This is a genomic window from Pseudomonas sp. NCHU5216 (assembly GCF_052156495.1).
In the GTDB taxonomy this organism is placed as follows: domain Bacteria; phylum Pseudomonadota; class Gammaproteobacteria; order Pseudomonadales; family Pseudomonadaceae; genus Aquipseudomonas.
The window spans coordinates 23370-48672 of record NZ_JBQLIX010000028.1 but is presented as its reverse complement, the minus strand read 5'-3'; the positions used below and the strand labels follow the sequence as shown (position 1 = coordinate 48672).

Annotated in this window: 25 protein-coding genes and 1 pseudogene; 18 read left to right on the top strand and 8 right to left on the bottom strand. The window is 62.6% G+C overall.

The annotated features are described in order from the left end of the window. Positions 1-11: 11 nt before the first annotated feature. Positions 12-3095, bottom strand: coding sequence for a transglycosylase domain-containing protein (locus ACSVIK_RS18225; RefSeq protein WP_442445647.1), 3084 nt, complete (start codon positions 3093-3095; stop codon positions 12-14). Positions 3096-3240: 145 nt separating this feature from the next. On the opposite strand from ACSVIK_RS18225, the gene ACSVIK_RS18220 reads away from it, so the two are divergent. The 3 genes from ACSVIK_RS18220 to ACSVIK_RS18210 are packed head-to-tail and all read left to right on the top strand — an operon-like array spanning position 3241 to position 5166. Next, positions 3241-3921 (top strand): class I SAM-dependent methyltransferase, encoded by a 681-nt coding sequence (locus tag ACSVIK_RS18220; protein ID WP_442445646.1) that lies wholly within the window; start codon positions 3241-3243, stop codon positions 3919-3921. A gap of 2 nt (positions 3922-3923) precedes the next feature. Next, complete coding sequence (locus ACSVIK_RS18215; protein WP_442445645.1) at positions 3924-4358, top strand: VOC family protein; 435 nt, start codon at positions 3924-3926, stop codon at positions 4356-4358. Then, the gene (locus tag ACSVIK_RS18210) at positions 4345-5166 is read left to right on the top strand and encodes an aldo/keto reductase (protein ID WP_442445644.1); all 822 of its coding nucleotides are present in this window, start codon (positions 4345-4347) and stop codon (positions 5164-5166) included. The genes ACSVIK_RS18215 and ACSVIK_RS18210 overlap by 14 nt, the downstream gene beginning before the upstream one ends. Before the next feature lie 60 nt (positions 5167-5226). On the opposite strand, the gene ACSVIK_RS18205 is transcribed toward ACSVIK_RS18210, so the two are convergent. After that, positions 5227-6177 (bottom strand): hypothetical protein, encoded by a 951-nt coding sequence (locus ACSVIK_RS18205; RefSeq protein WP_442445643.1) that lies wholly within the window; start codon positions 6175-6177, stop codon positions 5227-5229. A 23-nt stretch (positions 6178-6200) separates the two neighbouring features. Continuing rightward, complete coding sequence (locus tag ACSVIK_RS18200) at positions 6201-7916, bottom strand: proline--tRNA ligase (RefSeq protein ID WP_442445642.1); 1716 nt, start codon at positions 7914-7916, stop codon at positions 6201-6203. Positions 7917-8042: 126 nt separating this feature from the next. Here ACSVIK_RS18200 and ACSVIK_RS18195 point away from each other — a divergent pair, with 126 nt between their 5' ends. Continuing rightward, a complete protein-coding gene (locus ACSVIK_RS18195; protein WP_442445670.1) occupies positions 8043-8450 on the top strand; it encodes a PaaI family thioesterase in 408 nt (135 codons plus the stop codon). Positions 8451-8534: 84 nt separating this feature from the next. On the opposite strand, the gene ACSVIK_RS18190 is transcribed toward ACSVIK_RS18195, so the two are convergent. Beyond that, positions 8535-9812 (bottom strand): OprD family porin, encoded by a 1278-nt coding sequence (locus ACSVIK_RS18190; protein WP_442445641.1) that lies wholly within the window; start codon positions 9810-9812, stop codon positions 8535-8537. A 674-nt stretch (positions 9813-10486) separates the two neighbouring features. Between ACSVIK_RS18190 and ACSVIK_RS18185 the strand changes: the two genes are divergently transcribed. Together ACSVIK_RS18185 and ACSVIK_RS18180 are read left to right on the top strand one after the other, a co-directional pair. Next, complete coding sequence (locus ACSVIK_RS18185) at positions 10487-10918, top strand: HIT family protein (RefSeq protein WP_442445640.1); 432 nt, start codon at positions 10487-10489, stop codon at positions 10916-10918. Further along, positions 10915-11121: a SlyX family protein gene (locus ACSVIK_RS18180; RefSeq protein ID WP_442445639.1), complete on the top strand. Its 207-nt coding sequence runs from the start codon at positions 10915-10917 to the stop codon at positions 11119-11121. Before ACSVIK_RS18185 ends, ACSVIK_RS18180 begins: the two co-directional genes overlap by 4 nt. A gap of 58 nt (positions 11122-11179) precedes the next feature. Here the strand turns inward: ACSVIK_RS18180 and ACSVIK_RS18175 are convergent, their stop codons facing one another. The 4 genes and pseudogenes from ACSVIK_RS18175 to ACSVIK_RS18160 all read right to left on the bottom strand — a co-directional run bounded on the left by ACSVIK_RS18175 (position 11180) and on the right by ACSVIK_RS18160 (position 13587). Beyond that, the gene (locus tag ACSVIK_RS18175; RefSeq protein WP_442445669.1) at positions 11180-11422 is read right to left on the bottom strand and encodes a cold-shock protein; all 243 of its coding nucleotides are present in this window, start codon (positions 11420-11422) and stop codon (positions 11180-11182) included. Between the two features lie 120 nt (positions 11423-11542). Further along, positions 11543-11809: pseudogene (locus ACSVIK_RS18170) on the bottom strand (cold shock domain-containing protein membrane protein); the annotation flags it as partial. Positions 11810-11952: 143 nt separating this feature from the next. Then, on the bottom strand, positions 11953-13020 hold the full coding sequence (locus tag ACSVIK_RS18165) for a GGDEF domain-containing protein (RefSeq protein ID WP_442445638.1): 1068 nt from the start codon (positions 13018-13020) through the stop codon (positions 11953-11955). Positions 13021-13116: 96 nt separating this feature from the next. After that, complete coding sequence (locus ACSVIK_RS18160) at positions 13117-13587, bottom strand: Dps family protein (protein WP_442445637.1); 471 nt, start codon at positions 13585-13587, stop codon at positions 13117-13119. 369 nt (positions 13588-13956) lie between these two features. Between ACSVIK_RS18160 and aspS the strand changes: the two genes are divergently transcribed. From aspS to ybgF, 12 genes are all read left to right on the top strand, one after another. After that, on the top strand, positions 13957-15732 hold the full coding sequence (gene aspS, locus ACSVIK_RS18155; RefSeq protein ID WP_442445636.1) for an aspartate--tRNA ligase: 1776 nt from the start codon (positions 13957-13959) through the stop codon (positions 15730-15732). Between the two features lie 93 nt (positions 15733-15825). Beyond that, complete coding sequence (locus tag ACSVIK_RS18150; RefSeq protein WP_442445635.1) at positions 15826-16575, top strand: YebC/PmpR family DNA-binding transcriptional regulator; 750 nt, start codon at positions 15826-15828, stop codon at positions 16573-16575. Between the two features lie 152 nt (positions 16576-16727). After that, on the top strand, positions 16728-17252 hold the full coding sequence (gene ruvC, locus ACSVIK_RS18145; RefSeq protein WP_442445634.1) for a crossover junction endodeoxyribonuclease RuvC: 525 nt from the start codon (positions 16728-16730) through the stop codon (positions 17250-17252). Between the two features lie 21 nt (positions 17253-17273). After that, positions 17274-17879 (top strand): Holliday junction branch migration protein RuvA, encoded by a 606-nt coding sequence (ruvA, locus tag ACSVIK_RS18140; RefSeq protein ID WP_442445633.1) that lies wholly within the window; start codon positions 17274-17276, stop codon positions 17877-17879. 102 nt (positions 17880-17981) lie between these two features. Further along, positions 17982-19034 carry a Holliday junction branch migration DNA helicase RuvB gene (ruvB, locus tag ACSVIK_RS18135; protein WP_442445632.1) on the top strand — a complete coding sequence of 351 codons (1053 nt, stop codon included), beginning with the start codon at positions 17982-17984 and terminating at the stop codon, positions 19032-19034. A gap of 53 nt (positions 19035-19087) precedes the next feature. Beyond that, entirely contained in the window at positions 19088-19540 is a 453-nt protein-coding gene (gene ybgC / locus ACSVIK_RS18130; RefSeq protein ID WP_442445631.1) for a tol-pal system-associated acyl-CoA thioesterase, read from the top strand. 2 nt (positions 19541-19542) lie between these two features. After that, positions 19543-20238 (top strand): protein TolQ, encoded by a 696-nt coding sequence (gene tolQ, locus ACSVIK_RS18125; RefSeq protein ID WP_268178470.1) that lies wholly within the window; start codon positions 19543-19545, stop codon positions 20236-20238. A gap of 27 nt (positions 20239-20265) precedes the next feature. Further along, positions 20266-20718 carry a protein TolR gene (tolR, locus tag ACSVIK_RS18120; protein WP_442445630.1) on the top strand — a complete coding sequence of 151 codons (453 nt, stop codon included), beginning with the start codon at positions 20266-20268 and terminating at the stop codon, positions 20716-20718. Further along, positions 20715-21707 carry a cell envelope integrity protein TolA gene (gene tolA, locus ACSVIK_RS18115; protein WP_442445668.1) on the top strand — a complete coding sequence of 331 codons (993 nt, stop codon included), beginning with the start codon at positions 20715-20717 and terminating at the stop codon, positions 21705-21707. Before tolR ends, tolA begins: the two co-directional genes overlap by 4 nt. Positions 21708-21712: 5 nt before the next feature. Next, positions 21713-23011 carry a Tol-Pal system beta propeller repeat protein TolB gene (gene tolB / locus ACSVIK_RS18110; protein WP_442445629.1) on the top strand — a complete coding sequence of 433 codons (1299 nt, stop codon included), beginning with the start codon at positions 21713-21715 and terminating at the stop codon, positions 23009-23011. Positions 23012-23066: 55 nt separating this feature from the next. After that, entirely contained in the window at positions 23067-23567 is a 501-nt protein-coding gene (gene pal, locus ACSVIK_RS18105) for a peptidoglycan-associated lipoprotein Pal (protein ID WP_442445628.1), read from the top strand. Between the two features lie 6 nt (positions 23568-23573). Beyond that, positions 23574-24383, top strand: coding sequence for a tol-pal system protein YbgF (ybgF, locus tag ACSVIK_RS18100; protein ID WP_442445627.1), 810 nt, complete (start codon positions 23574-23576; stop codon positions 24381-24383). Positions 24384-25303 lie beyond the last annotated feature (920 nt).

Sequence of the window (25303 nt, the reverse complement as noted above, 5' to 3'; positions counted from 1 at the left end):
CTGGCGTCGGCTTACTGCCAACTGATCCGGTTGGTGCTGGTGGGCGCTGTGCACAGCGTGGCGCTGGTGGCTTCGAGATAGGGCGCCAGGATCGGCGCCATGCCCTTGAGCACCTGCACCGGCAGTGCCGAGGTGAAGGAGAAGCCCTCGGCGTCGCGCCCGGGCACGAAGGCGGTGAGGGTGCCGTAATGCCGCGGGCCGAGGTAGAAGACGAAGGTGGCCGTGCGGTTGATTGCCCGGGAACTGAGCACGCGGCCCCCGGCGCCCACGCTTTCGATGCGGTTGTCGCCGGTGCCGGTCTTGCCACCCAGGGTCAGCAGTTGCCCGTCCGCCAGCTTGAAACTGCCTTGCAGGCGCCTGGCCGTGCCGCCTTCGACCACCTGCGAGAGGGCTTCGCGCAGCGCCGCAGCGACCTCCGAAGGCATGACCCGGCGCGCTTTGCGCCCTTCGTTGCGCAGGCGGGTTTCGTAGGGCGTGCCGGCGGCGAAGTGCAGGCTTTCGATGCGCAGCACCGGCTGGCGGATGCCGTCGTTCTGGATGATGCCCATGAGCTCGGCCAGGGCCGCCGGGCGATCACCCGAGCTGCCCAGGGCGGTGGCCAGCGAGGGCACCAGGTGGCCGAAGGGGTAGCCGAGGTTGCGCCAGCGCCGGTGGATGTCGGAGAAGGCCTCCACCTCCAGCATGATGCGAATGCGGCTGTCGCGGGCGCTCTTGTGCCGGCTGCGCAGCAGCCAGCCGTAGACCTCCTGGCGCTCGCCGAAGCTGGCGGCGACGGCATCCTCGAAGCTGGCCTGCGGGTGGCTGGCGAGAAAGCCCAATAGCCACAGTTCCAGTGGATGCACCCGGGCGATGTAGCCCTGATCCGGCAGGCTGTAAGCGCCGGGGGCATAACGCATGTAGAGCTGCTCGATGCGCGCATCGCTGAGCGCCTGTTGCGGCAGTTGTGCGCGCAGGAAGGCGGCGAAACTGTCGCGGTCGGCATCGGGGTGCAGGTAGCGATGCACTGCAGCCAGGCGTACCGGGGTTTGTTGCAGCCCGCTGAGGAAGGTCTCCAGGCGCAGTTGCTCGGGTTGGCCCTGGTACTTGCGCCAGAAGCGCAGGAGGAAGGTGCGTCCTTCGCGGTCGGCGAAACGCTGCAGGTATTGCAGGCGACGCGGATCCTTGTCGTCCTTGAGCAGTTCGGCGCTGTTCTGGTAGGTGCTGTAGCGCACCAGGTCACGCATCAGGCGCACGAAGGGCAGGTTGATGGACTCGCGTAACGCCTCGCGCACTGTGGGGTTGCGGTCGTTGTCCTGGCGTCGGAAGTTGCCGAAGGTATGCACGCCGCCGCCAGTGAAGAAGCGCTCGTGTGGGTTGGCCGAGTAGCGCCGCTGCAACGCGGCATCGAGCATGCTGGCCAGGTCGGCATTGCGATGCCGGCGTAGATAATCGATGCTCCAGCGACTCAGCGGATCCTCTTCGGCGATATCCAGCGCAGCCAGCTCGGTGGCGGATTTGCTGGCATGGCGGCGATGCAGCTCGGCGATGATCTCCAGATAGGTGGCCAGCACCCGCAGCTTGGCGGTGGAACCCAGCTCCAGTTTGCTGCCTTCGTTGATGTCGAAGGGCTGATCGGTGCTGTCGGTCTGTACCCGCACCAGGCTGCCGCTGGCGGTGCGCTCGAACAGGGTGAAGCTGTAGCGCACGGCGGCGGTTTTCTGCGGCGACAGCAGGCGTTCGCCGAACAGCCCGATGTCTTCCGCGAAGCCTGGTTCGGCCAGGCGTTGCAGGTAGCGGCTGACGGCCTGCTGGAGATCATGTTGCAGCGTGCTGTGGGCGCTGAGATCGAGGCGGTCGAGGTCGTACAGCGGCATGCCCAGCAGGCTGGACAGGCGCGAGCGCACCACGCTGATGCCCTTGTCGTTCTCCACCGTGCGCAGGTTGGGCTGCAATGCCCAGTCGCGGTACTCCATGGGCTGATCCAGTGCGGCGTCGCGCAGCTTGGTGTCAATCACCCCGGCACTGGCCAGCAGGCGGATATGGCTGTCGGTCAGGGCTTGTAGATCCTTGCGACCCTGGGCCAGGTAATAGGTTGGGCGACGCTGGGCGATCATCAGCGACAGCACCTGGCGCAGTGCCAGGCCGCGCTCGGCGGCGCTGGCCTGGGGCGTGCGTGCAGGGTCGAGCAGGGCGTTGACCTGGGCGAAGTCGGCGCCGTACCAGATGTGCAGGCCATCGGCCAGACCATGCACCTCGCCATGCCCGGGCGCCGCCGACAGGGGCACGCTGTTGAGGTAGTCGCGCACGATGCGCTGGCGTGCGGCCAGGGTCTGCGGGCCTTGTTGGTAGGCACGTACGCTGGCGGAAATCATCTGCCGCAGCTTTTCCCCGCCGGACAGCGTCAGCCCGTCTGGGGAATGGCGGTACTTCTCCAGTTGCGTGGCCAGGGTGCTGCCACCGGCGGACTGATTCTGCAGGTCGAGCAGCTTGCCGAGTTGCGATAGTGCCGCCATGGCGAAGCGTGGCCAGTCCACGGCCGGGTTGGCCAATGGCTGTTCGGGATCCAGCAGATGACGGTTCTCGATGAACAGCAGGCTGTTGACTATCAGGGGCGGAATGTCCGTGAAGCTGGCATAGCCTTGCCGGGGGTAGTGGAAGTCATAGAAGGGCAGGCCACGGCAGTCGGTCAGGGTCAGACCGCTGCTGCTCTTCTCCACATAGGGCGGGAAGAACCCGCTCTGGCTGTAGCGCAGCAGTGCCGAGGAGAAGCGCACCTGCTCGGTGATGCTGAAATCGCGCTGCTGCAGACGCTCGAGCAGCAGGGGTAGATAGGCGTAGCCCTGGCGCTTGTCGAACGGGCCGTCGCTGGGGTAGATGATGGCCGGGCTCGGCCCCGGTGCCAACTGGTAGGTCAGGGTGGCGGCATAGCGGCTCAGCTCACGGGACTGGAAATGCGCGCTGCGCAGCTCGAAGACCAGCAGCAGGGCCGGGCTCAGCATCAGCAGCGCCAACAACGCATAGCAGAGCCGGCGTCTGTGCCGTCTCCTTTTGCGCGCCTGCATTCCTTGCTGCGAATGGTCGTACCGCTGAAAAGCGGAGTGCCTTGATACGCCCATGACCCACTACTCGTGCCACGCTCAGCTATCGGATGCTCGTCGTGTAACTGCAGTCTAGCCCGTCTGCCCGATAGTTGCCGGGAACCGTGCGTGGCTCTGCAATAGGCCCTAGAATGCCTGGCACGCCTCGCGCAAGGACTCCCCCATGCAACGCGATCACCGTGAACAATTGCAGTTGAGCTGGCAGGCCAATGCCGACGCTTGGGCGGCGGCGGTACGTGAGCAGCGCATCGAGAGCCGCCGCCTGGTGACCGATGCGGCGATCCTCCAGGCCGTGCTGGCCCTGCAGCCCAGGCGCGTGCTGGACATCGGCTGTGGCGAAGGCTGGCTATGCCGTGGCCTGTTCGAGCATGGCATCGAGTCGGTGGGGGTGGATGCCTCGGCGCCCCTGATCGAACAGGCGCGCGCCGCCTGCAAGGGTGGCAGCCAGTACCGCGTGTGCGGCTATGCCGAATTGCAGAGCCACGCCGAGCAGTTGGGGCGCTTCGAGGTGCTGGTGTGCAATTTCGCCCTGCTCGAAGAACCGCTCGAAGCCTTTATGCATAGCCTGCACGGGCTGTTGGCGCCGGGCGGCAGCCTGTTGATCCAGACCTTGCATCCCTGGCGCGCCAGCCACGGGGAGCCCTATCAGGATGGCTGGCGGGTCGAGGATTTTGCCGGCTTCGGTGAAGGCTTCAAGGCGCCCATGCCTTGGTTCTTCCGTACCTTGCAGTCCTGGTTGAGCCTGATCGCGGCCACCGGTTGGCGCCTGGAGTGGCTGCAGGAGCCGCTGCACCCGGAAAGCGTGCAGCCGGTATCGCTGTTGCTGCTGCTCAAGCCACTCTGATCATGCAACTGCTGCTGAATCTCGATGTGCCCGATCTGCCGGCTGCCCTGGCCTTCTATCAACAGGCGCTCGGGCTGAGCGTCGGGCGAGTGTTGTTTGAGGGCACGGTCGTCGAGCTGCTCGGCGCAGGCGTACCGCTGTACCTGCTGCACAAGGCGGCTGCCACTCGACCCTTTCCACAGGCAGCAGTGCAGCGTGACTACCGTCGGCACTGGATGCCACTGCACCTGGATCTGGTCGTCGATGATCTGGACATTGCCCTGGCGCGGGCGCTCGCCGCTGGCGCGCAGCAGGAAGGTGAGATCAGTGAACATGACTGGGGACGTCTGGTCACATTGAGCGATCCCTTTGGCCACGGCCTGTGTCTGCTGCAATGGCGTGGTGAGGGGTATGACCTGGTCAGCAGCCCTCTGGGAGAAAGCGATGCGCAGAATTGAATTGGCGGGCGTGCAGGTGCCGGTGATCGGCCAGGGTACCTGGCGCATGGGTGAGGATGAGCGCCAGCGCGCGCGTGAGGTCGCCGCGCTGCGTGAAGGGCTGGATCTCGGCCTGAGCCTGATCGACACCGCCGAGATGTACGGCGAGGGTGGCGCGGAGCAAGTGGTGGGTGAGGCCATTGCCGGGCGCCGTGACGAGGTGTTTCTGGTCAGCAAGGTCTATCCGCACAATGCCAGTCTGGACGGTGTTCAGGCGGCCTGTGAGCGCAGCCTGAAGCGCCTGGGGTGCGAGCGTATCGATCTCTACCTGCTGCACTGGCGCGGTCGCCATCCGTTGGCAGAGACCGTCGAAGGCTTCGAGCGGCTGCGTGAGCAGGGCAAGATCGCGGCCTGGGGCGTTTCCAACTTCGATCTGGACGATCTGCTCGAGCTGGATCAGCCGGCGTGCCGAACCAATCAGGTGTTGTACAACCTGGAAGCACGTGGCATCGAGCATGATCTGCTGCCCTGGCAGCAGCGCGTTGGCATGCCGCTGATGGCCTACTGTCCACTGAGCCAGGCGGGCGCTTTGCTACATGAGCCGGTACTGCGCCAGGTAGCCGAGCGGCATGCAGCCACTCCCGCACAGATCGCGTTGGCCTGGACACTCTGCCAGGACGGCGTGATTGCCATTCCCAAGGCGGTCGGCAGTTCGCATCTGCGTGACAATGCCGCCGCGGCTGACATCAGCCTGCAGGCGGACGATCTGGCCTTGCTGGACGAAGCCTTTGCCCCGCCGCAGGGCAAGCGACCGCTGGAAATGGTCTGAAGGGACTGGCAGCGCGCCGTTGCCTCGGAACGGAAAGGCGACAGGGTCTGCCGCCGGCAATCAGTTGGCTGGGTCGGCCGCCAGGCGTCCGGCATCCTTGAGCAGCGCCTTGAGGAAGGCCTCCTGCAGTTCCGGATCGTTACGGGTCAGCTCGATCAGGCTCTGTTCCAGCTCGCTGGCTTCTTCTTCCAGGCCGAGGTCGGACAGGCGTTTGACCCGGTGCACCCACTGCGCCACGTCGTCGCCTTCCAGGTCGTCGAAGATCAGGTCATGGGCTTCGCGCAGCTTGCCGCGCAGGGTATGGCTGACCAGCAGGCTGGCCTGCGCCTTGGCCTGACCCTGTTCATCCTCGACGCTCAGCAGCAGGGTGCCGATGCGGCCGATGTCCTGTTCGCTGAAGGGGCTGTCCAGCAGGTTCAGGCGCAGCACGCCATTGCGGTCGGTGAGCAGCTCGAACTGTTGCTGGTTGGCCTTGACCTGCACCGGGCGCTCGGCCCAGGGCAGGTTGCTGTACTCCATGCGCCGATCACGCTGGGTTTCATTGATGCTGGCCAGGTTCTGCTCGGCGCGGCCGTTGGACTCGACATTCATGAAGGGGTTGAGACCGGCCATGCCATAGCTGATCCAGTCGCGGGTCGCGGTTTCCGGCAGACTGCCGAGCAGCACCACGTTGAGCACGTTGGCACCGACACCGGCGACCACCGCCACTGCACCCATGGGCACCTCGTAGAGTTCGCGCCAGGGCTGGTAGGGGGTGTAGCGGTCGTAGCGACGGGTAACCTCGAAGGCCGTGACCTCGAAACTCTTCTGCTCATGCACGCGCACACGCCGTTGTGGCAGCTCCAGCACCTTGGGTTCACCGACGTCGATCTGCAGGCTGTGATCCAGCAGTTTGCGTTCGACACGCTCCTCGTGTTCGCTGCGCTGTGGCAACTGATTGGCGCAGCCGCCGAGGAGGAGGGCGCCGCACAGGGCGGCGCCGATGAAGCGAAGGTTGTAGCTCGTGTGCATGATGGCTCGGCGGTGCGCTGTGATCAGCGGCTGATACGGGCTTGCAGGAAGGGCAGGATATCGGCCAGGGCGACGGCTTGCGGTTCGGTCTCGGCGCGGCTCTTGTACTCGAGGTTGCCCTCGGCCAGGCCACGGTCGCTGACCACGACGCGGTGCGGAATGCCGATCAGCTCCATGTCGGCGAACTTGATGCCGGGGCTGGTCTTCTTGTCGCGGTCGTCCAACAGCACCTCGAAACCAGCAGCGGTGAGCTCGGCATACAGCTTGTCGGTGGCTTCGCGAACCTGCTCGGTTTCGTAGCGCAGCGGTACCAGGGCGATGTGGAACGGCGCCAGGGCGTCGTTCCAGCGAATGCCGCGCTCGTCGAAGCTCTGTTCGATGGCGGCGGCCACCACGCGGGAAACGCCAATGCCGTAGCAGCCCATGGTCAGGGTCACCGGCTTGCCGTTCTCACCCAGCACCTGGCAGTTCATCGCCTCGCTGTACTTGGTGCCGAGCTGGAAGATGTGCCCGACTTCGATGCCGCGCTTGATCACCAGGGTGCCCTGGCCATCCGGGCTGGGATCGCCTTCGACGACGTTGCGCAGGTCGGCCACGGTCGGCACCGGCAGGTCGCGCTCCCAGTTGACGCCGAAATAGTGTTTGTCGTCGATATTGGCACCGATGACGAAGTCGCTCATCAGCTCCACGGAACGGTCGATGATCACCGGCAACGGCAGATTCAGCGGGCCGAGGGAACCGGCGCCGGCACCGATGGCCGCGCGCAGTTCGGCATCGCTGGCCATGGTCAGCGGGCTGGCGACCTGCTCCAGGTTGGCGGCCTTGATCTCGTTGAGTTCGTGGTCGCCACGCACCACCAGGGCGATCAGCTTGCCTTCTTCGGCGGCATGCACGATCAGGGTCTTGATGGTCTTTTCTATCGGCAGGTCGAAGCCTTCGACCAGGGCGGCGATGGTCTTGGCATTCGGGGTATCGACCAGGCGCAGTTCTTCGGTGGGCGCCGGGCGGCTCTTCTCGCGCGGCAGGGCTTCGGCCTTCTCGATGTTGGCGGCGTAATCGGAGCTGTCGCTGAAGGCGATATCGTCCTCGCCGGAGTCGGCCAGCACATGGAATTCGTGCGAGCCGGTGCCGCCGATGGAGCCGGTATCGGCCTGCACCGGGCGGAAGTTCAGGCCCAGGCGGGTGAAGACATTGCAGTACGCCTGGTGCATGCGGTCGTAGGTTTCCTGCAGGGATGCCTGGTCGGCATGGAAGGAGTAGGCGTCCTTCATGATGAACTCGCGGCCGCGCATCAGGCCGAAGCGCGGACGGATTTCGTCGCGGAACTTGGTCTGGATCTGATAGAAGTTGATCGGCAACTGCTTGTAGCTGTTCAGCTCGTTGCGGGCCAGCTCGGTGATCACTTCCTCGTGGGTCGGGCCGACGCAGAATTCGCGGTCATGGCGATCCTTGACGCGTAGCAGCTCGGGGCCGTATTGCACCCAGCGACCGGACTCCTGCCACAGCTCGGCCGGCTGGATGGCCGGCATCAGCACCTCCAGGGCGCCGGCTGCGTTCATTTCCTCGCGTACCACGTTCTCCACCTTGCGCAATACGCGCAGGCCCATCGGCAGCCAGGTATACAGGCCGGAGGCCAGCTTGCGGATCATGCCGGCACGCAGCATCAGCTGGTGGCTGATCACCACGGCATCGGAAGGGGTTTCTTTCAGGGTCGAGAGCAGGAACTGACTGGTGCGCATGTTTGGCCGTTCTGTCGGTTGCTAGGGCGTTTGATAGGCCGGCATTGTACGGTGCCTGTACAGTGGCGTACAGGATGTGGGCAGGCGCATTAGCGTGATTGCACGAGGGAGCGGAGGATGTCGACATTGACCGCGCCAGAGGTTCAGGCGCTGATTCGGGCGGGGCTGCCTATGGCAGAGGATATCGACCTGCGCATCGACCGGCTCGATGCCGAGGGTGTAGTGGCGCGGGTGCCGTTTCACGCCAAATTGGTGCGCCCAGGCGGCACGCTTTCCGGCCCGACCATGATGGCCCTGGGGGATGCCGCCATGTATGCCGTCGTGCTCGGGCGCCTGGGGCGTGTGGAGATGGCGGTGACGTCCAATCTGAATATCAATTTCCTGGTCAAGCCCAGGCCCGTTGATCTGCTGGCGCATGCCACCGTTCTGCGCCTCAGTCGGCGCCAGGCGGTGTGTGAGGTCTCTATCTATTCGGCGGGCAACGAGGAGGAATTGGTCGCCCATGTCACGGGCACCTATGTGTTGCCGGGGTGATTGGCGAAAGGATGCTGCCTGAAATGAATCAGCCCGGCAAAAGCCGGGCTGATTTTTACGTGAGTCGTTAAGTAATCGCAGGGATTACAGAACGCTCAGCGGGTACTCCACGATCAGGCGGACATCGTTGACATCGCCCTGCATGGAATCACGGTAGAAGGCTTGACGGACGCGGAAGGACAGATCCTTGGCGGCGCCTTCCTGCAGAACGTACTTGGCTTCTACGTCGACTTCACGCGCAGTTTCATTGGTGCTGCTGGTGGTGTCGATGTCGCTACCGCGAATGTAGCGCGTCATGAAGCTCAGGCCTGGAACACCATAAGAGGCCATATTGAGGTCATAACGGGCCTGCCAGGACTTCTCATCTTTCCGGTTGAAGTCGGAGTATTGAACCGAGTTGGCCAGGAAGATGGTGCCGCCACCGTCTACGCCGTAGTCGTAACCACGATCACCGGTGGAGCGCTGGTGAGCCAAGGTGAAGGTGTGAGCACCCATGGAGTAGGCTGCTGCCAGGCTCCAGATGGTGTTGTCCTGGTCGCTGGTAGTCTTGGTGTACTTCTTATCGTAATCGGTCTTGTAGATATTGAAGTCGAAGTTCAGCGCTTGTTCTTCAGCCAGCGGCAGATTGTAGTTGACGTTGCCGTAGTACTTTTTCCAGTAGTCTTCTACATCGGAGGCGTGAGCTGCGACACTCAGGTCGTCTGTTACAGCGTAGGAAGCGCCGAGGATGTTGGCAGATTTCAGACCTGGATCCTTGCCATTGATGTCGTCGCGGCTGCTACCAGCCTGGCTGCTCAGAGCGGTGAAGCGACCAGCGCTCAGTTCGAGGCCTTTGATTTCATTGCTGACCAGGTAAGTACCGGTTGCAACTTCCGGCAGGATGCGGCTGTCATCGGTAGAGAATACCGGGCTGGCTACGAACTGGCTGCCATATTTCAGGACGGTATCGGAAATGCGGAACTTGATGGCACCACCGACCTCGGTCTGGGTGTCGTCGGCACGACCATCACCGGTTTGGCCGAACAGGCCATTACCAACGCGACCGCGGCCGCTGTCAATTTTGATGCTGCTCAGAGAGTGAGCGTCGAAGCCGACACCTACGGTACCTTGGGTGAAGCCAGACTCGTACAGCAGGCGAATGCCCAGGCCAGTTTCTTCACGATAACCTGCTTTGTCGGCAGACGTGCTGTTGGTGTTCGGGCCATTACGGAAGTCACGGTTCATGTACAGAACACGGTTGAAGATGTTGAAGCTGCTGTCTTCGATAAAACCGTTGGACTCGGACTGGCTGGAAGCCACGGCCATTTGGCTGGTGCCCGCGGCGACTGCCAGGGCGATTACGCTCCACTTCATCACTTGCATCGTGAATGCTCCTTGGGGTTTGGAAGAGTTGCGCTGCCCAATCTTTTGTTATATGGGCGGCTCTTTCTTTTTGTGTCGGCGGTAACTTATAGCACGCAGCCAGGGTTGGCGATAGTTTCAGTCTATTCCTTGCGGCTTCTGTGGCTCCATGTCGCATGGAGTTGGGAAGGATGTCGCAAATCTGTAGCTGCTCTTTACGTGCTATGGCAAGCCGACGCTCTCGCGGTTCTGTCGTGGCGGATACCGCTGTTATTGGTTGGCTGCACGGCGTGCCGGGCATTGCGGTGAGCTTTAGCAAGAGTCGTGCTCAAAATTGTATTGCCAGCCTAATTCATTGATTTTCGTGGAGGCATCCGGGCGTAAAACGGGTATTTCGTCACGCTTGGCTCGATTTTCATGGGCGTGCGTAGGTCTGCTTGCGTAGATGCATGAGGTGCTGCTCGCTGCACCCAGCCATGCCTTGGCTGTGGGGGGAAGGCTTTTGGCGGTAACGAGGTAGCAGGGGGTATTACCCAAGGAAACAAAATGGTGCACGCTCGTGACGTGAGTGCATTCTGTTGGTGCGCTCTTTTCGAGGTGATCTATTGGGGTAGCCTGCGTATGCTGCGCGCCTTGTGGCTCGGGGCGATGCCTCGGTGTCAAACTTTGCAGGTCATCGCCAGAGGAGTGCTGCCATGTTCAGCCTGGATTCGCGTTTGCAGCAGGACTGCCTGTTGCTGGGGGACTTTCCATTGTCGCGTCTGTTGCTGATGAATGACGCGCAATACCCCTGGTTCATTCTCGTACCGAGGCGTGAGGAGGTCAGCGAGCTGTTCCAGCTCGATGCCGAGGATCAGCGCCAGCTCTGGCAGGAAACCACCTGGCTGGCCGAAACGCTCAAGGACACCTTCGCCGCCGACAAGATGAACGTGGCGACGCTGGGCAATGTGGTGAGCCAGTTGCACATGCATGTGATCGTGCGTCGTCGCGATGACATTGCCTGGCCGGCACCTGTCTGGGGCAGGCATGCGGCAGTGCCCTATACGGCTGCGCAGATCGAGGCGCTCAAGGGCAAGCTGCGTCTGGTTCTGACCGAGGACTTCCGTTTTGCCGAGGAGGAGGTATGAGTCTGGAGACACGCATTACCGAACTGGAGAGCCGCTTGGCCTTTCAGGACGACACGATTCAGGCACTCAACGATGAGCTGGTCGAGCAGCAGCGGCGTATCGAGCGCCTGCAGTTGCAGTTGGCGGCTCTGGCACGGCGCCAGGAGGAATTGCAGGGGCAGGTGGGGGTGATCGAGAGCGAGGCGCCGCCGCCACATTACTGAGCTTGAAAACAAGAAGCCCGCGAAATTCGCGGGCTTCTTGCTTTCTGGCGTTTGCTCGTCAGTGGCGCGATGGCGCTGCGGCGATCACGTCTTCGGCTTGCAGGCCCTTGTCGCGCTGCATCACCGAGAACTCCACACGCTGCCCCTCTACCAGCACGCGATGGCCCTCACCGCGAATGGCGCGAAAGTGCACGAAGATGTCTTCGCCGGAATCGCGGGAGATGAAGCCAAAACCCTTGGAGGTGTTGAACCACTTGACCGTGCCGGTTTCACGGTCTTCTTGCGGGGCGCTGTATGCCACGGCCTCATCGCGCGTGCTGGCGCGGATGGCGGGGGCGTTCGCCGCGGCTGGTAACTGGCAGGCCAGGTGCAGAGTGACGGCGGCGAAGGTGATGAGCAGGCTCAGCCAGATGGCGGGTTGCCCGCCAATGCTCGGCAGCGGCGCCAGTAGTACCAAGGCCTGCAATACGGCGGCGAGAATCAGCAGGGCAGAGGCCATGCCCTGCAGTTGTTGGCGTAGCGTGCTGGTGGTGTTGCTTTGCACTGGGGCCAGGGTCAGGTTGAGCAGGGCGATCAGTGCCAGGTAAAGCGCATCGGGCGTATCCAGGAGGCCTTGCGCGGAAATGCCGGAAAAGAGCGACAGTAGCAGGGCGGCGAGCCCCACCAGGAGATGGGCGATTTTCAACATGTTCGAGTAACTCACTGATTGAATGACGAGGTGCTGGTGAATGCAGGAGGAGGCAACGAGCCTTTTTGCCAGATTGCTTGCCGCTGCGGAACGAGAGTGCGGCTAGCGGAGCTATTTAACCGCAAAGGCTGGGGCTACTCAAATCAAGCGCTTAGCGTGCTTTCATCGATGTTCGGGTGAACCTGATTGCGGCCATTGCGCTTGGCCTGATAGAGGGCGTCGTCGGCGCGGGTGAGCAGGCTTTCCAGGCCATCGCCTGCCATGGCCAGGGCGAAGCCGAAGGAGGCGGTGATGCTGTCCAGTACCTGGTCGGTACTGCGTACCTTGACCCGCAGGCCGTGCATCTTGTTGCGCAGGTGCTCGGCAAAGTGCCGCGCCGCCTCGAGGCTCTGGCAGTCGCGCAAGACCACGCAGAATTCCTCGCCGCCGTAGCGAGCGGCAAAGGCGCGATCAGGCAGGTTCTCGCGCAGCAGGCGGCCGACGTGCTGCAGCACGCGGTCGCCCAGGGGGTGGCCGTACTGGTCGTTGAACTGCTTGAAGTGATCGATATCCAGCATGATCAGGCTCAATCCGGCCGTGGACTCGTGCAGCGCCTGCTCGAGCAGGCGTGTGAAGGCCTGGCGGTTGAGCAGGTGGGTCAGGCTGTCGAGAGTGGCGGCCAGTTGGGCGCGCTCCAGTTGGCTGCGCAGGTGCTGGATTTCGTTCTGGGCGGCGCGCAGCTTGTAAAGCAGTTGCTGCTGCTGATCCTGCATCTGCTGCGTGCTTTCCTGCAGTTCGCCGATCACGCCGGGTAGGTCTTCGATGAGGGGGGCGTGCAGGGCGCTCAGGCCCTGGGCCAGGCTTAGCTGGTAGTGCTGGCTGCTGGCCACGCTGCGCGAAACGTCGCCTTCTATGTCGTCCACCAGCTCGATGACCTGCTGCTGACCTGCGCGCGCTTCTTCGAGCTCGCCATGGATGATGTGCTCGCGGAACAACCTGCGCGCGACTTCTCCCGGGAAGGCGTCGAAATCCTCGACGATCCTGTCCAGGCGCTTGTTCAGATCAGGGTTCTCGCCGCGGCAGTAGGTGTACCACAGCGCATAGTGCACGGGGCTTGGTGGAATGTCGTGGCGCACCATCAGGGGCACGGCTTGCTTTAGGAGTGCGGCCGCAGTGCGCGTTTCCTCGGGGTACAGCTCGAGGAGAGTGGGGAGCTTCGGTATTTGGGACATGCGTGCACAGGCGCTTGGCGACATGGGTACACAGCATAAAGCAGATGGATCGCAATGGGCTAATGAAAAGGCCCGGCGAGCCGGGCCTTGTAGACGTCATGCCGCCAGCAGGCTGCGCAGCATCCAGGCAGTCTTCTCGTGCACCTGCATGCGCTGGGTCAGCAGGTCGGCAGTGGGTTCGTCGCTGACCTTGTCCAGCAGCGGGAAGATCCCGCGAGCGGTGCGTACTACGGCCTCCTGGCCTTCGACCAGTTGCTTGATCATGCCTTCGGCGCTCGGCACGCCTTCTTCTTCCTTGATCGAGGACAGGCGGGCGTAGGCGGCATAGGTGCCCGGCGCCGGGAAGCCCAGTGCACGGATACGTTCGGCGATGGCGTCGACCGCCAGCGCCAGCTCGGTGTACTGCCCCTCGAACATCAGGTGCAGGGTGTTGAACATCGGGCCGGTGACGTTCCAGTGAAAATTATGGGTCTTCAGGTACAGGGTGTAGGTGTCGGCCAGCAGGCGCGAGAGACCCTCGGCGATGGCGGCACGATCCTGTTCGGCGATTCCGATGTTGATGTCCATTCTCTTCTCCTCTGGTGTGGCTCGGGATGTCTTGCCTCAGTGAATGGGGCAAGCCTATCACGGAGGGCGGGCGAGCCGGTTTGGGCTTGTATCAATCGGGTGGATGCTTAGAGGCTATCGATGGCCTGGAGTTCATTGAGTGAGCGCTTTCGGCTGCCTGTTTATGGTCATCGTGTTGCGCCTGGCGCCGGTCTATCTGTCGCTGCGTGCTGCACTGGCGGCTGCGTCCTGTCAATTTAGGCGATATAATCCCGCGCTTTGTCAAAGCTGGGTGCGCGCAGGGCGCGTGGCCAGCGTCGCTCCTGGCCTGCGTGCGCAGGGCGAGACCTGACCTGTCCAAGACCTAATCTAGAGAAGCGAACCACGATCATGATGCGCAGCCACTATTGCGGCCAGTTGAACGAGAGCCTGGATGGCCAGGAAATCACCCTTTGCGGCTGGGTACACCGTCGCCGTGACCATGGTGGGGTGATCTTCCTCGATATCCGTGATCGTGAAGGCCTGGCCCAGGTGGTGTTCGACCCGGATCGCGCCGAGACCTTCGCCAAGGCCGACCGTGTGCGCAGCGAGTACGTGGTCAAGATCACCGGCAAGGTGCGCCTGCGTCCGGCCGGTGCGGTGAACCCGAACATGGCGTCCGGCGCCATCGAAGTGCTGGGCTACGAGCTGGACGTGCTCAACGAAGCGGAAACCCCGCCATTCCCGCTCAACGAGTACACCGACGTCGGCGAGGAAACCCGTCTGCGCTACCGCTTCATCGACCTGCGTCGCCCGGAGATGGCCGAGAAGCTCAAGCTGCGCTCGCGCATCACTTCGAGCATCCGCCGCTACCTGGACGACAACGGCTTCCTCGACGTGGAAACGCCGATCCTGACCCGCGCCACCCCGGAGGGCGCGCGTGATTACCTGGTGCCGAGCCGCACCCATGCTGGCAGCTTCTTCGCCCTGCCGCAGTCGCCGCAGTTGTTCAAGCAACTGCTGATGGTGGCCGGCTTCGACCGCTACTACCAGATCGCCAAGTGCTTCCGTGACGAAGACCTGCGGGCCGACCGCCAGCCGGAGTTCACCCAGATCGACATCGAGACCAGCTTCCTCGATGAAAAAGACATCATGGACATCACCGAGACCATGGTGCGCAACCTGTTCAAGGAAGTGCTGGACGTCGAGTTCGGCGAACTGCCGCACATGACCCTGGCCGAGGCCATGCGTCGCTTCGGTTCGGACAAGCCGGATCTGCGCATTCCGCTGGAGCTGGTGGACGTTGAAGATCAGCTCAAGGACGTGGAATTCAAGGTTTTCGCCGGCCCGGCCAACGATCCGAAATGCCGCGTCACCGCGTTGCGCGTACCGGGCGGGGCGAGCATGCCGCGCAAGCAGATCGACGACTACACCAAGTTCGTCGGCATCTACGGTGCCAAGGGCCTGGCCTATATCAAGGTCAACGAGCGCGCCGCTGGCGTCGAAGGTCTGCAGTCGCCAATCGTCAAGAACATCCCGCTGGATAACATCAACGTCATCCTCGATCGCGTCGGCGCGGTCGATGGCGATATCGTGTTCTTCGGCGCCGACAAGGCCAGGATCGTCTCCGAGGCGCTGGGTGCGCTGCGCATCAAGCTGGGCCACGATCTCAACCTCTTCACCTGCGAATGGGCGCCGCTGTGGGTGGTCGACTTCCCGATGTTCGAGGAAAACGACGATGGCAGCCTGACTGCCATGCACCACCCCTTCACCTCGCCCAAGTGCAGCCCGGAAGAACTCAAGGCCAACCCGGGCGCCGCGCTGTCGCGTGCCTACGACATGGTGCTCAACGGCACCGAACTGGGTGGCGGTTCCATCCGTATCCACGACAAGAAGATGCAGCAGGCGGTCTTCGAGGTGCTCGGCATCAGCGAAGCGGAGCAGGAAGAGAAGTTCGGCTTCCTCCTCGATGCGCTGAAGTTCGGTGCGCCGCCCCATGGTGGTCTGGCCTTCGGCCTGGATCGTCTGGTGATGCTGATGACCGGTGCGCAATCGATCCGCGAAGTGATCGCCTTCCCGAAAACCCAGAGCGCCGCTTGCGTCATGACCCAGGCGCCGGGTGTGGTGGACGCCAAGTCGCTGCGCGAGCTGCACATCCGCCTGCGCGAGCAACCCAAAGCCGAATAAAGGCAGCGGCAAGCGGCAAGCTTCAAGCTGCAAGAGCCTTGCTTGAGGCTTGTAGCTTGCGGCTTGCAGCTCAGAAGTTGATAGGAGTGAGTTATGGCTGGTCATTCCAAATGGGCCAATATCAAGCACCGCAAGGGGCGTCAGGACGCCAAGCGGGGCAAGATCTTCACCAAGCTGATTCGTGAGCTGACGGTCGCCGCCAAGCACGGCGGCCCGATTCCGGCGGATAACCCGCGTCTGCGCCTGGCCGTGGACAAGGCGCTGACCAACAACATGTCGCGCGATGTGATAGACCGCGCCATCGCCCGTGGCGCCGGCAACAACGAAGCCGACAACGTCGTCGAGTTCAGCTACGAAGGTTACGCGCCGAGCGGCGTGGCCATCATCGTCGAAGTGATGACCGACAACCGCAACCGGACCGCCGCCGAAGTACGGCATGCCTTCAGCAAGTGCGGTGGCAACCTGGGCACCGATGGTTCGGTGGCCTACATGTTCGAGCGCAAGGGGCAGATCAGCTTCGCCCCGGGCGTCGACGAGGATGCTCTGATGGAAGCGGCGCTGGAAGCCGGCGCCGATGACGTGGAGATGGGGGAGGATGGCTCGGCCATGGTGTCCACCAGCTTCACCGAGTTCCATGCGGTGAACGAGGCGCTGAGCGCTGCCGGCTTCAAGGGCGAAGAGGCGGAAATCGCCATGATTCCCTCGATCAGTGCGCCGATCACCGATCTGGAAACCGCACAGAAAGTGTTCAAGCTGATCGACATGCTCGAAGACCTGGACGACGTGCAGAACGTCTACCACAACGCCGAAGTGGCCGACGAGATCATGGAACAGCTCGGCTGAGGTGTGCCCTAGAGGCGATCCAGGCTACCAACGAATAAGCCGGAAGCGCTATGCAGTGCTTCCGGCTTTTTCATGATTCATGGCGCGTCACGGATGACGGCATGCGGAGTGCCCCGTATACTCGCCAACTGGATAAATAGACAGTTGCTGACATGACCCTGATCCTAGGCATCGACCCCGGCTCGCGCATCACCGGCTATGGCGTGGTACGCGACACCGGGCGCGGCTGCGAGTACGTGGCTTCCGGTTGCATTCGCACTGGCAGCGGGCCGCTGGCCGAGCGTCTGCAGATCGTCTTTCGTGGCGTCAGTGAGGTGATTCGCAATCATGGGCCGGTGACCATGGGCATCGAGCAGGTGTTCATGGCGCGCAATGCCGACTCGGCGCTCAAGCTTGGCCAGGCCCGTGGTGCGGCCATAGTCGCGGCGGTGGAGGCGGGGCTGGACGTCAGCGAATACACCGCCACCCAGGTCAAGCAGGCGGTGGTCGGCACCGGCGCGGCGGACAAGCAGCAGGTGCAGATGATGGTCATGCATCTTCTCAAGCTGGTGCAGAAGCCACAGATCGACGCCTCCGATGCCCTGGGCATCGCCCTGTGTCATGCCCATCATCGGCAGAGTCTCATTCCCCATGGGCTGGCCGGCGCCAAGCGGCGCGGCGGTCGTCTTCGTTTGTAATCGGATTGAAGGAAAGCGCTGGTGATCGGACGTTTGCGCGGCACCCTGGCGGAAAAGCAGCCGCCACATTTGCTTCTGGATGTGAATGGCGTCGGTTATGAGCTGGAAGTGCCGATGACCACCCTTTATCGTCTGCCTGCCGTGGGCCAGCCGGTCACCCTGCATACCCATCAGGTGGTACGCGAGGATGCGCACCTGCTCTACGGCTTTTTCGAGAAGCGCGAGCGCGAGCTGTTTCGTGAGCTGATCCGCCTCAATGGCGTCGGCCCCAAGCTGGCCTTGGCCTTGATGTCCGGGTTGGAGGTGGACGAGTTGGTGCGTTGCGTGCAGGCGCAGGATACCGCCGCGCTGGTCAAGGTGCCGGGTGTCGGCAAGAAGACCGCCGAGCGCCTGCTGGTGGAGCTCAAGGATCGCTTCAAGGCCTGGGAGTCGATCCCGGCCATCGCGCCGCTGGTCGTTGAACCTCAACTGGCTCAGGCAGTCTCAAGCGCGGAGAATGACGCCGTCAGCGCCCTGATATCCCTGGGTTACAAGCCGCAGGAGGCCAGTCGGGCAGTCGCAGCGGTCAAGGAGGATGGCTTGAGCAGTGAAGATCTGATTCGTCGCGCTCTGCGTGGCATGGCGTAGGGTGGATGACGCCTTTTTCATTCACCGGCTTTCAGGTGGAAAACGCTGCGCGGTTTTCCACCTTAGCATTGCAATTCAATGGACTCTTAGTGGAACCCTTCGATGATCGAAGCCGATCGCCTCATCACCGCCAGCCCGCGAGAGCGTGAAGAACAGCAGGACAGGGCCATCCGCCCGCTGCGCCTGGCTGACTATATTGGCCAGCCGGTGGTACGCGAGCAGATGTCGCTGTTCATCCAGGCCGCGCGTGGCCGCACGGAGGCGCTCGATCACACGCTGATCTTCGGCCCGCCCGGCCTGGGCAAGACCACCCTGGCCAACATCATCGCCGAGGAAATGGGCAGCTCGATCAAGAGCACCTCCGGCCCGGTGCTGGAGCGCCCGGGGGATCTGGCCGCGCTGCTGACCAATCTGGAAAGCGGCGATGTGCTGTTCATCGACGAGATTCACCGCCTTTCGCCGGTGGTCGAGGAAGTGCTGTATCCAGCCATGGAAGACTTCCAGCTCGACATCATGATCGGCGAAGGGCCCGCCGCGCGGTCGATCAAGCTGGATCTGCCGCCCTTCACCCTGGTCGGCGCCACCACCCGTGCCGGCATGCTGACCAACCCGCTGCGTGATCGCTTCGGTATCGTCCAGCGCCTGGAGTTCTATGGCATCGATGACCTCGCCACCATCGTTTCGCGTTCCGCCGGTATTCTCGGCCTGCCCATCGAGGCCAAGGGCGCCTATGAAATCGCCCGTCGTGCGCGCGGTACGCCGCGTATCGCCAACCGCCTGCTGCGCCGCGTGCGTGATTTCGCCGAGGTGCGCGGTAACGGGCAGATATCCCAGGCCATCGCCGACCAGGCGCTGAACCTGCTGGACGTCGACGAGCACGGTTTCGATCACTCCGACCGCCGCCTGCTGCTGGCCATGATCGAGAAGTTCGACGGTGGCCCGGTGGGCCTCGATAGCCTGGCCGCGGCCATTGGCGAAGAGCGCCATACCATCGAGGACGTGCTGGAGCCCTACCTGATCCAGCAGGGCTACATGATGCGCACCCCGCGCGGCCGGGTGGTCACCCGCCATGCCTATCTGCACTTCGGTTTGAACATTCCCAAGCGCCTGGGTGAGTCGCCGGCGCCTGACCTTTTCTCCACAGGTGAGCCATGACGAAAAAATTGTTACCGACCCGGATTGGCAAGTCTCGGGGGCGGGACTAGAGTATGCCCGCACAAAACGGAGTCCAGCCGTTTCGTCATCGTTGTCGTGTCTACTACGAGGACACCGACGCCGGTGGCATCGTCTACTACGTCAATTACCTCAAATTCATGGAACGGGCTCGCACCGAGCGCCTGCGTGAGCTGGGTTATGCCCAGTCGACGCTGGCCGGTGAGGGCCTGTTGTTCGTCGTGCATTCGGCCGAAGCGCGCTACCACGCGCCGGCCCGCCTGGACGACGAGCTGTTGATCAGCGCCGATGTGATCGAATTGAACCGTGCCAGCCTGCGTTTTCGTCAACAGGTCAGGCGAGCTGCGGATGATGTGCTGCTCTGCGAAGGGCAGTTCCTGGTGGCCTGTGTGCGCACCGACAACTTGAAGCCCCGGGCCATACCCGAACCGATGCGCCAAGCGTTCGCCGGTTCCCAGGTGCCCGGTCAAATTGCAGCAGGAGAGTAAGCGTGGAAGCCAACGCCGTTGACCATATGTCGATGTGGAGTCTGATCAGCAACGCCAGCTTTGTGGTGCAGCTGGTGATGCTCACCCTGGTGAGTGCATCGATCATTTCCTGGGTGATGATCTTTCAGCGCAGCAACGCCATACGTGCGGCCAAACGCGCGCTGGACAACTTCGAGGATCGTTTCTGGTCCGGTATCGACCTGTCCAAGCTGTACCGCCAGGCCGGTAGCAACCCGGATCCGGACTCGGGGCTGGAGCAGATCTTCCGCGCCGGCTTCAAGGAGTTCTCCCGCCTGCGTCAGCAGCCGGGCGTCGACCCCGATGCGGTGATGGACGGCGTCGCCCGTGCCATGCGTGTGGCCATCTCCCGTGAAGAAGAGAAGCTGGAAACCGCACTGCCGTTTTTGGCCACCGTGGGTTCCACCAGCCCTTACATCGGCCTGTTCGGTACCGTGTGGGGCATCATGAACTCCTTCCGTGGCTTGGCGCAGGTGCAGCAGGCCACCCTGGCCACCGTCGCGCCGGGCATCGCCGAGGCGCTGATCGCCACCGCCATCGGCCTGTTCGCGGCCATTCCGGCTGTCATTGCCTACAACCGCTTCTCCGCACGCGGTGAAATGCTGATCGGCCGTTACTACACCTTCGCCGACGAGTTCCAGGCCATCCTGCACCGCAAGGTGCACACCTCGGAAGACTAAGGCGAGCGAAGAGGACAGGTTTTAACCATGGCGAGAATTCGCAACAGACGCAAACCGGTCGCCGAGATGAACGTGGTGCCCTACATCGATGTGATGCTGGTGCTGCTGGTCATCTTCATGGTCACCGCGCCGATGCTCAACCAGGGCGTCAAGGTCGAGCTGCCCAAGGTCAGCAGTGAAGTGCTGCCGCAGGATAACGACGCCCAGGTGCTGACCATCTCCATCAAGGCCGACAAGACCTATTACTGGAACATGGGCAGCGAAGTGGACATCGACACCGAGCAGGAGCGTGCCTCCACGCTGGCGCAGATGACCCAGGCCGTCTCGGCGATCATCAATGAGAACCGCCGCCAGGGTAAGAAGGTGCAGGTCTTCGTGCGCGGCGACAAATCCGTGGATTACGGCACCGTGATGGCGGCCATGGGCGGTCTGCAGCAGGCCGACGTGGGCAACGTCGGCTTGATCACCGAGGCCCCCTGATGCAGCAGCCCGAGCGTCCGCAATCGGAAAGCTACTTCTGGCCCATTGTCTGGGCCGTGGGCTTGCACGTCCTGATGTTCGCCATGCTGTTCGTCAGCTTCGCCTTCTCGCCTGAGCTGCCGCCGGCGCGTCCGGTGGTGCAGGCCACGCTTTATCAGCTCAAGTCGCAGAGCCAGGCCACCACCCAGACCACGCAGAAAATCGCTGGCGAGGCAAAGAAGACCTCCGCGCCGCAGTTCGAGAGCGAGCGTCTGGAACAGAAGAAAGCCGAGGAACAGAAGGTGGCAGCGGCCAAGAAGGCCGAGGAACAAAAGCAGGCCGAGGAGGCTCGAAAGGCCGAGCAGGCCAAAGCTGAGGCGGCCAAGGCCGAAGCGGCGAAGAAAGCCGAGGCCGAGAAGGCCGCTGAGCAGAAACGCCAGGCCGATATTGCCAAGAAGCGCGCCGAGGAAGAGGCGAAGAAGAAAGCCGCCGAGGAGGCCAAGAAAAAGGCAGCCGAGGAAGCGAAGAAGAAAGCGGCGGAAGAGGCCAAGAAAAAGGCCGCTGCCGAAGCGGCGAAGAAAAAGGCGGCCGAGGAGGCCAAGAAGAAAGCCGAAGCGGCCAAGCGCAAGGCAGCCGAGGATCAGAAGGCAGCGGCTCTGGCCGATCTGCTCTCGGACAACGTACAGAACCAGCAGGCGCTGGCTGATACCCACGGCGATCAGGTGGCAGGTAACCTCGATGATCTGATCATCAACCTGATCACCCAGAACTGGCAGCGCCCGATGTCGGCACGCCGTGGCATGAGCGTCGAGCTGCTGATTCAGATGTTGCCCGATGGCACCATCACCAATGCCAGCGTGTCGCGCTCCAGCGGCGATGCGACATTCGACAGCTCAGCCGTGGCTGCGGTACGCAACGTGGGACGTATTCCCGAGATGCAGCAACTGGATCGCGCCACTTTCGACAGCCTTTACCGGCAGCGTCGCGTCATTTTCAAACCGGAGGATTGAGCTCTGTGAACAACCTGATTCGTATCGCCCTGTTGGGGCTGGTCATGCTGGTCGGCAGCGTCCAGGCGGCCGATCCGCTGGTGATCTCCCAAGGTGCCGACCGCGCCACGCCCATCGCCGTGGTGCCCTTCGGCTGGCAAAGCGGCAGCGTGCTGCCCGATGACATGGCCGAGATCGTCGGCAACGACCTGCGCAACTCCGGCTACTTCGAGCCGATCCCGCGGCAGAACATGATCAGCCTGCCGACCCAGGCCAGCGAAGTCATCTACCGTGACTGGAAAGCCCTCGGCGCGCAGTACGTGCTGGTCGGCAACATCGTGCCCAATGGCGGCCGCCTGCAGGTGCAGTACGCCCTGTTCAACGTCGCCACCGAGCAGCAGGTGCTGACCGGCAACGTCGGTGGCGGCACCGATCAGTTGCGTGACATGGCCCACCACATCGCCAACCAGGCGTTCGAGAAGCTCACCGGGGTCAAGGGGGCGTTCTCCACCAAACTGCTCTACGTCACCGCCGAGCGCTTCGGTGCCAACAACACTCGCTACACCCTGCAACGCTCCGACTACGACGGTGCGCGTGCGGTGACCCTGCTGCAGTCGCGCGAGCCGATCCTGTCGCCGTCGTTCGCACCGGATGGCCGTCGTATCGCCTACGTCTCCTTCGAGCAACGTCGTCCGCGTATCTTCGTGCAGCACATCGACACCGGCCGCCGTGAGCAGATCACCAACTTCGAGGGCCTCAACGGCGCGCCGGCCTGGTCGCCGGATGGTTCGCGCCTGGCGTTCGTGCTGTCCAAGGACGGCAACCCGGAAATCTACGTGATGGATCTGGCCAGCCGGCAGATGCGCCGGGTGACCAACCACTATGCCATCGACACCGAACCTTTCTGGGGCAAGGACGGTCAGACCCTGTACTTCACCTCGGATCGGGCTGGCAAGCCGCAGATCTACAAAACCAATGTCAATTCAGGTGCGGTGGAACGTGTGACCTTCGTCGGCAACTACAACGCCAACCCGAAACTTTCGGCGGATGAAAAGTTGCTGGTGATGATCCATCGTCAGGAGGGTTTCACCGTGTTCAAGGTGGCCGCTCAGGATCTGGAAACCAACCGCCTGCGCATTCTTTCCGACACAAGTTTGGATGAGTCGCCCACTGTTGCGCCCAATGGCACCATGCTAATCTACGCCACCCGCCAGCAGGGCCGGGGAGTCTTGATGTTGGCGTCCACCAATGGACGCGTGAGGCTCCCTCTTCCTACCGCTCAAGGCGAAGTTCGAGAGCCTTCTTGGTCCCCTTACCTGAACTGATTGCGGTGCTTTACCTTAATTGCTTAACACACTGGGGTTCTTTAGGAGTTACATGATGGAAATGCTGAAATTCGGTAAGTTCGCTGCACTGTCCCTGGCTCTCGCCGTTGCCGTAGGTTGCTCCTCCAAAGGCGGTGACGCTTCTGGCGAAGGCGCGGTCGACCCGAACGCTGGCTACGATGCCAACGCCAACGCTGGCATGGACAGCAGCCTGAGCGAAGAAGCCGCTCTGCGCGCTATCACCACTTTCTACTTCGAGTTCGACAGCTCCGACCTGAAGCCTGAAGCCATGCGCGCTCTGGACGTACACGCCAAGGATCTGAAAGCCAACGGTAACCGTGTCGTCCTGGAAGGTCACACCGACGAGCGCGGCACCCGCGAGTACAACATGGCTCTGGGCGAGCGTCGTGCCAAGGCCGTTCAACGCTACCTGGTTCTGCAGGGCGTTTCCCCGGCTCAGCTGGAACTGGTGTCCTACGGCGAAGAGCGTCCGGTCGCCACTGGCCACGACGAGCAGTCCTGGGCTCAGAACCGTCGCGTAGAGCTGCGCAAGTAATTTGCCATGCTCAATTGCCGCCGTACTCTGACCCTTCTGGCACTGGCCTTGCCGCTTGCGGCAATGGCTGAGGTTCCCGTACTGGAAAGCAGCTCCATGCAAGGCAGCAGCTATCCACCGGCGGGTTATGGTACGGCTGGCGCCTCCGCCGGGGCGGGCGCGCAAGCGCCCGTCTCGGCGCAGGGCATGCTGTTCAATCAGCTTCAACAGTTGCAACAGGAACTGGCGCAACTGCGTGGCATGGTCGAAGAGCAGCAGAATGAAATCCAGCGCCTCAAGCAGGAAGGCCTGGAGCGTTACCAGGATCTGGATCAACGCATCTCCGCCGGCGCTGCTGCCGGTGCTCCCGCACAGAATTCATCTGCCACTGGCGCGGTCAATGCCAATGGCGCGCCGACGCCGCCCGCTGCCCAGCAGCAGGCCAGCGCCGAGCCGGCCGATCCGGCCAAGGAAAAACTCTACTACGACGCTGCCTTCGACCTGATAAAGGCCAAGGATTTCGACAAGGCGTCGCAGGCGTTCACCGCCTTCCTCAATCGCTACCCCAACAGCCAGTACGCCGGTAACGCGCAATACTGGCTGGGTGAAGTGAACCTGGCCAAGGGGGATCTGCAGGCCGCAGGTCAGGCCTTCGCCAAGGTCAGCCAGGCTTATCCGAACCATGCCAAGGTGCCGGATTCGCTGTTCAAGCTGGCCGATGTCGAGCGGCGTCTGGGCCACAACGACAAGGCCCGTGGCATTCTTCAGCAGGTCATCGCCCAATATCCGGGTAGTTCGGCTGCGCAGTTGGCGCAACGCGACCTGCAACGCCTGTAAGCCTGAACGCGTGCCAAGAACCCGCGCCTATCGCGGGTTTTTCTTGTGGCCTGGCATCTGGCGGCCGTCACACAGCAACGTTAAAAGGTTCATCGCATTTTCAGGGGGAATGCCTGGTTGACACCGGACTGGTAAGTTTGTGTGAGTGCTCGGTGGTTTTAAGTATTCAAGCTGCTTATCGGCGTCTGCTGATATCTCTCGTTTCGCCCTCCCGGGCGAGTCACTTTTGCGGGCAAAAGTAACCAAAACCCTCCGCCCGGTCATCCGGCCCTCGCTACGCGAGGGTTCGCTCACTCCATCGCCGTTCCAGAGGCCCGCCGCGGTGGGCCATCCTTGGCCCATCGCGGCTTTCGCGACATCCATGTCGCTCAACCTCTTCCACGACGATTCCGTTCGCCCTCCTGGGCGGGCTCTGCACGCGCCTGAACCTCCGGTAACTCTTTGGGACTCTGCGTGCTTGAACATGAGGTCAGCCGTAGGGCTGACCGAGATGCCGGCTGCAGGCCGGCAGGCTGCCCACGCGCATGAAACTGCGCGAATGAAACTATTGGTTTAATTCGACGGCTACATCACGACTCCACAGCTACCAGAGCATGCAGGACTAACCTGGCATACCTGTCCGTTCAGGCGCGCGAATGCCCCCTTCAGGAGGCCGAACGTAGGCATTGCGCAGGGGGCGAGCGGCATGGATGCCGCGAGAGGCGTAATGGGCCAGGGATGGCCCATGTACGCCGACCCCGGAGCGATGCCGGAGTGAGGGAAGTCGAGCGCAGCGAGACCCGGATGGCGGGGGTGCGTTTCTTTTGCTTACTTTTCTTTGCGCATTTCAAAGAAAAGTGAGTCGCCCGAGGGGGCGAAACCCGGAATATCCCAACACACTGAAGCGGCGTCCAGAACACCAATGCAAGCCAACAAGATCA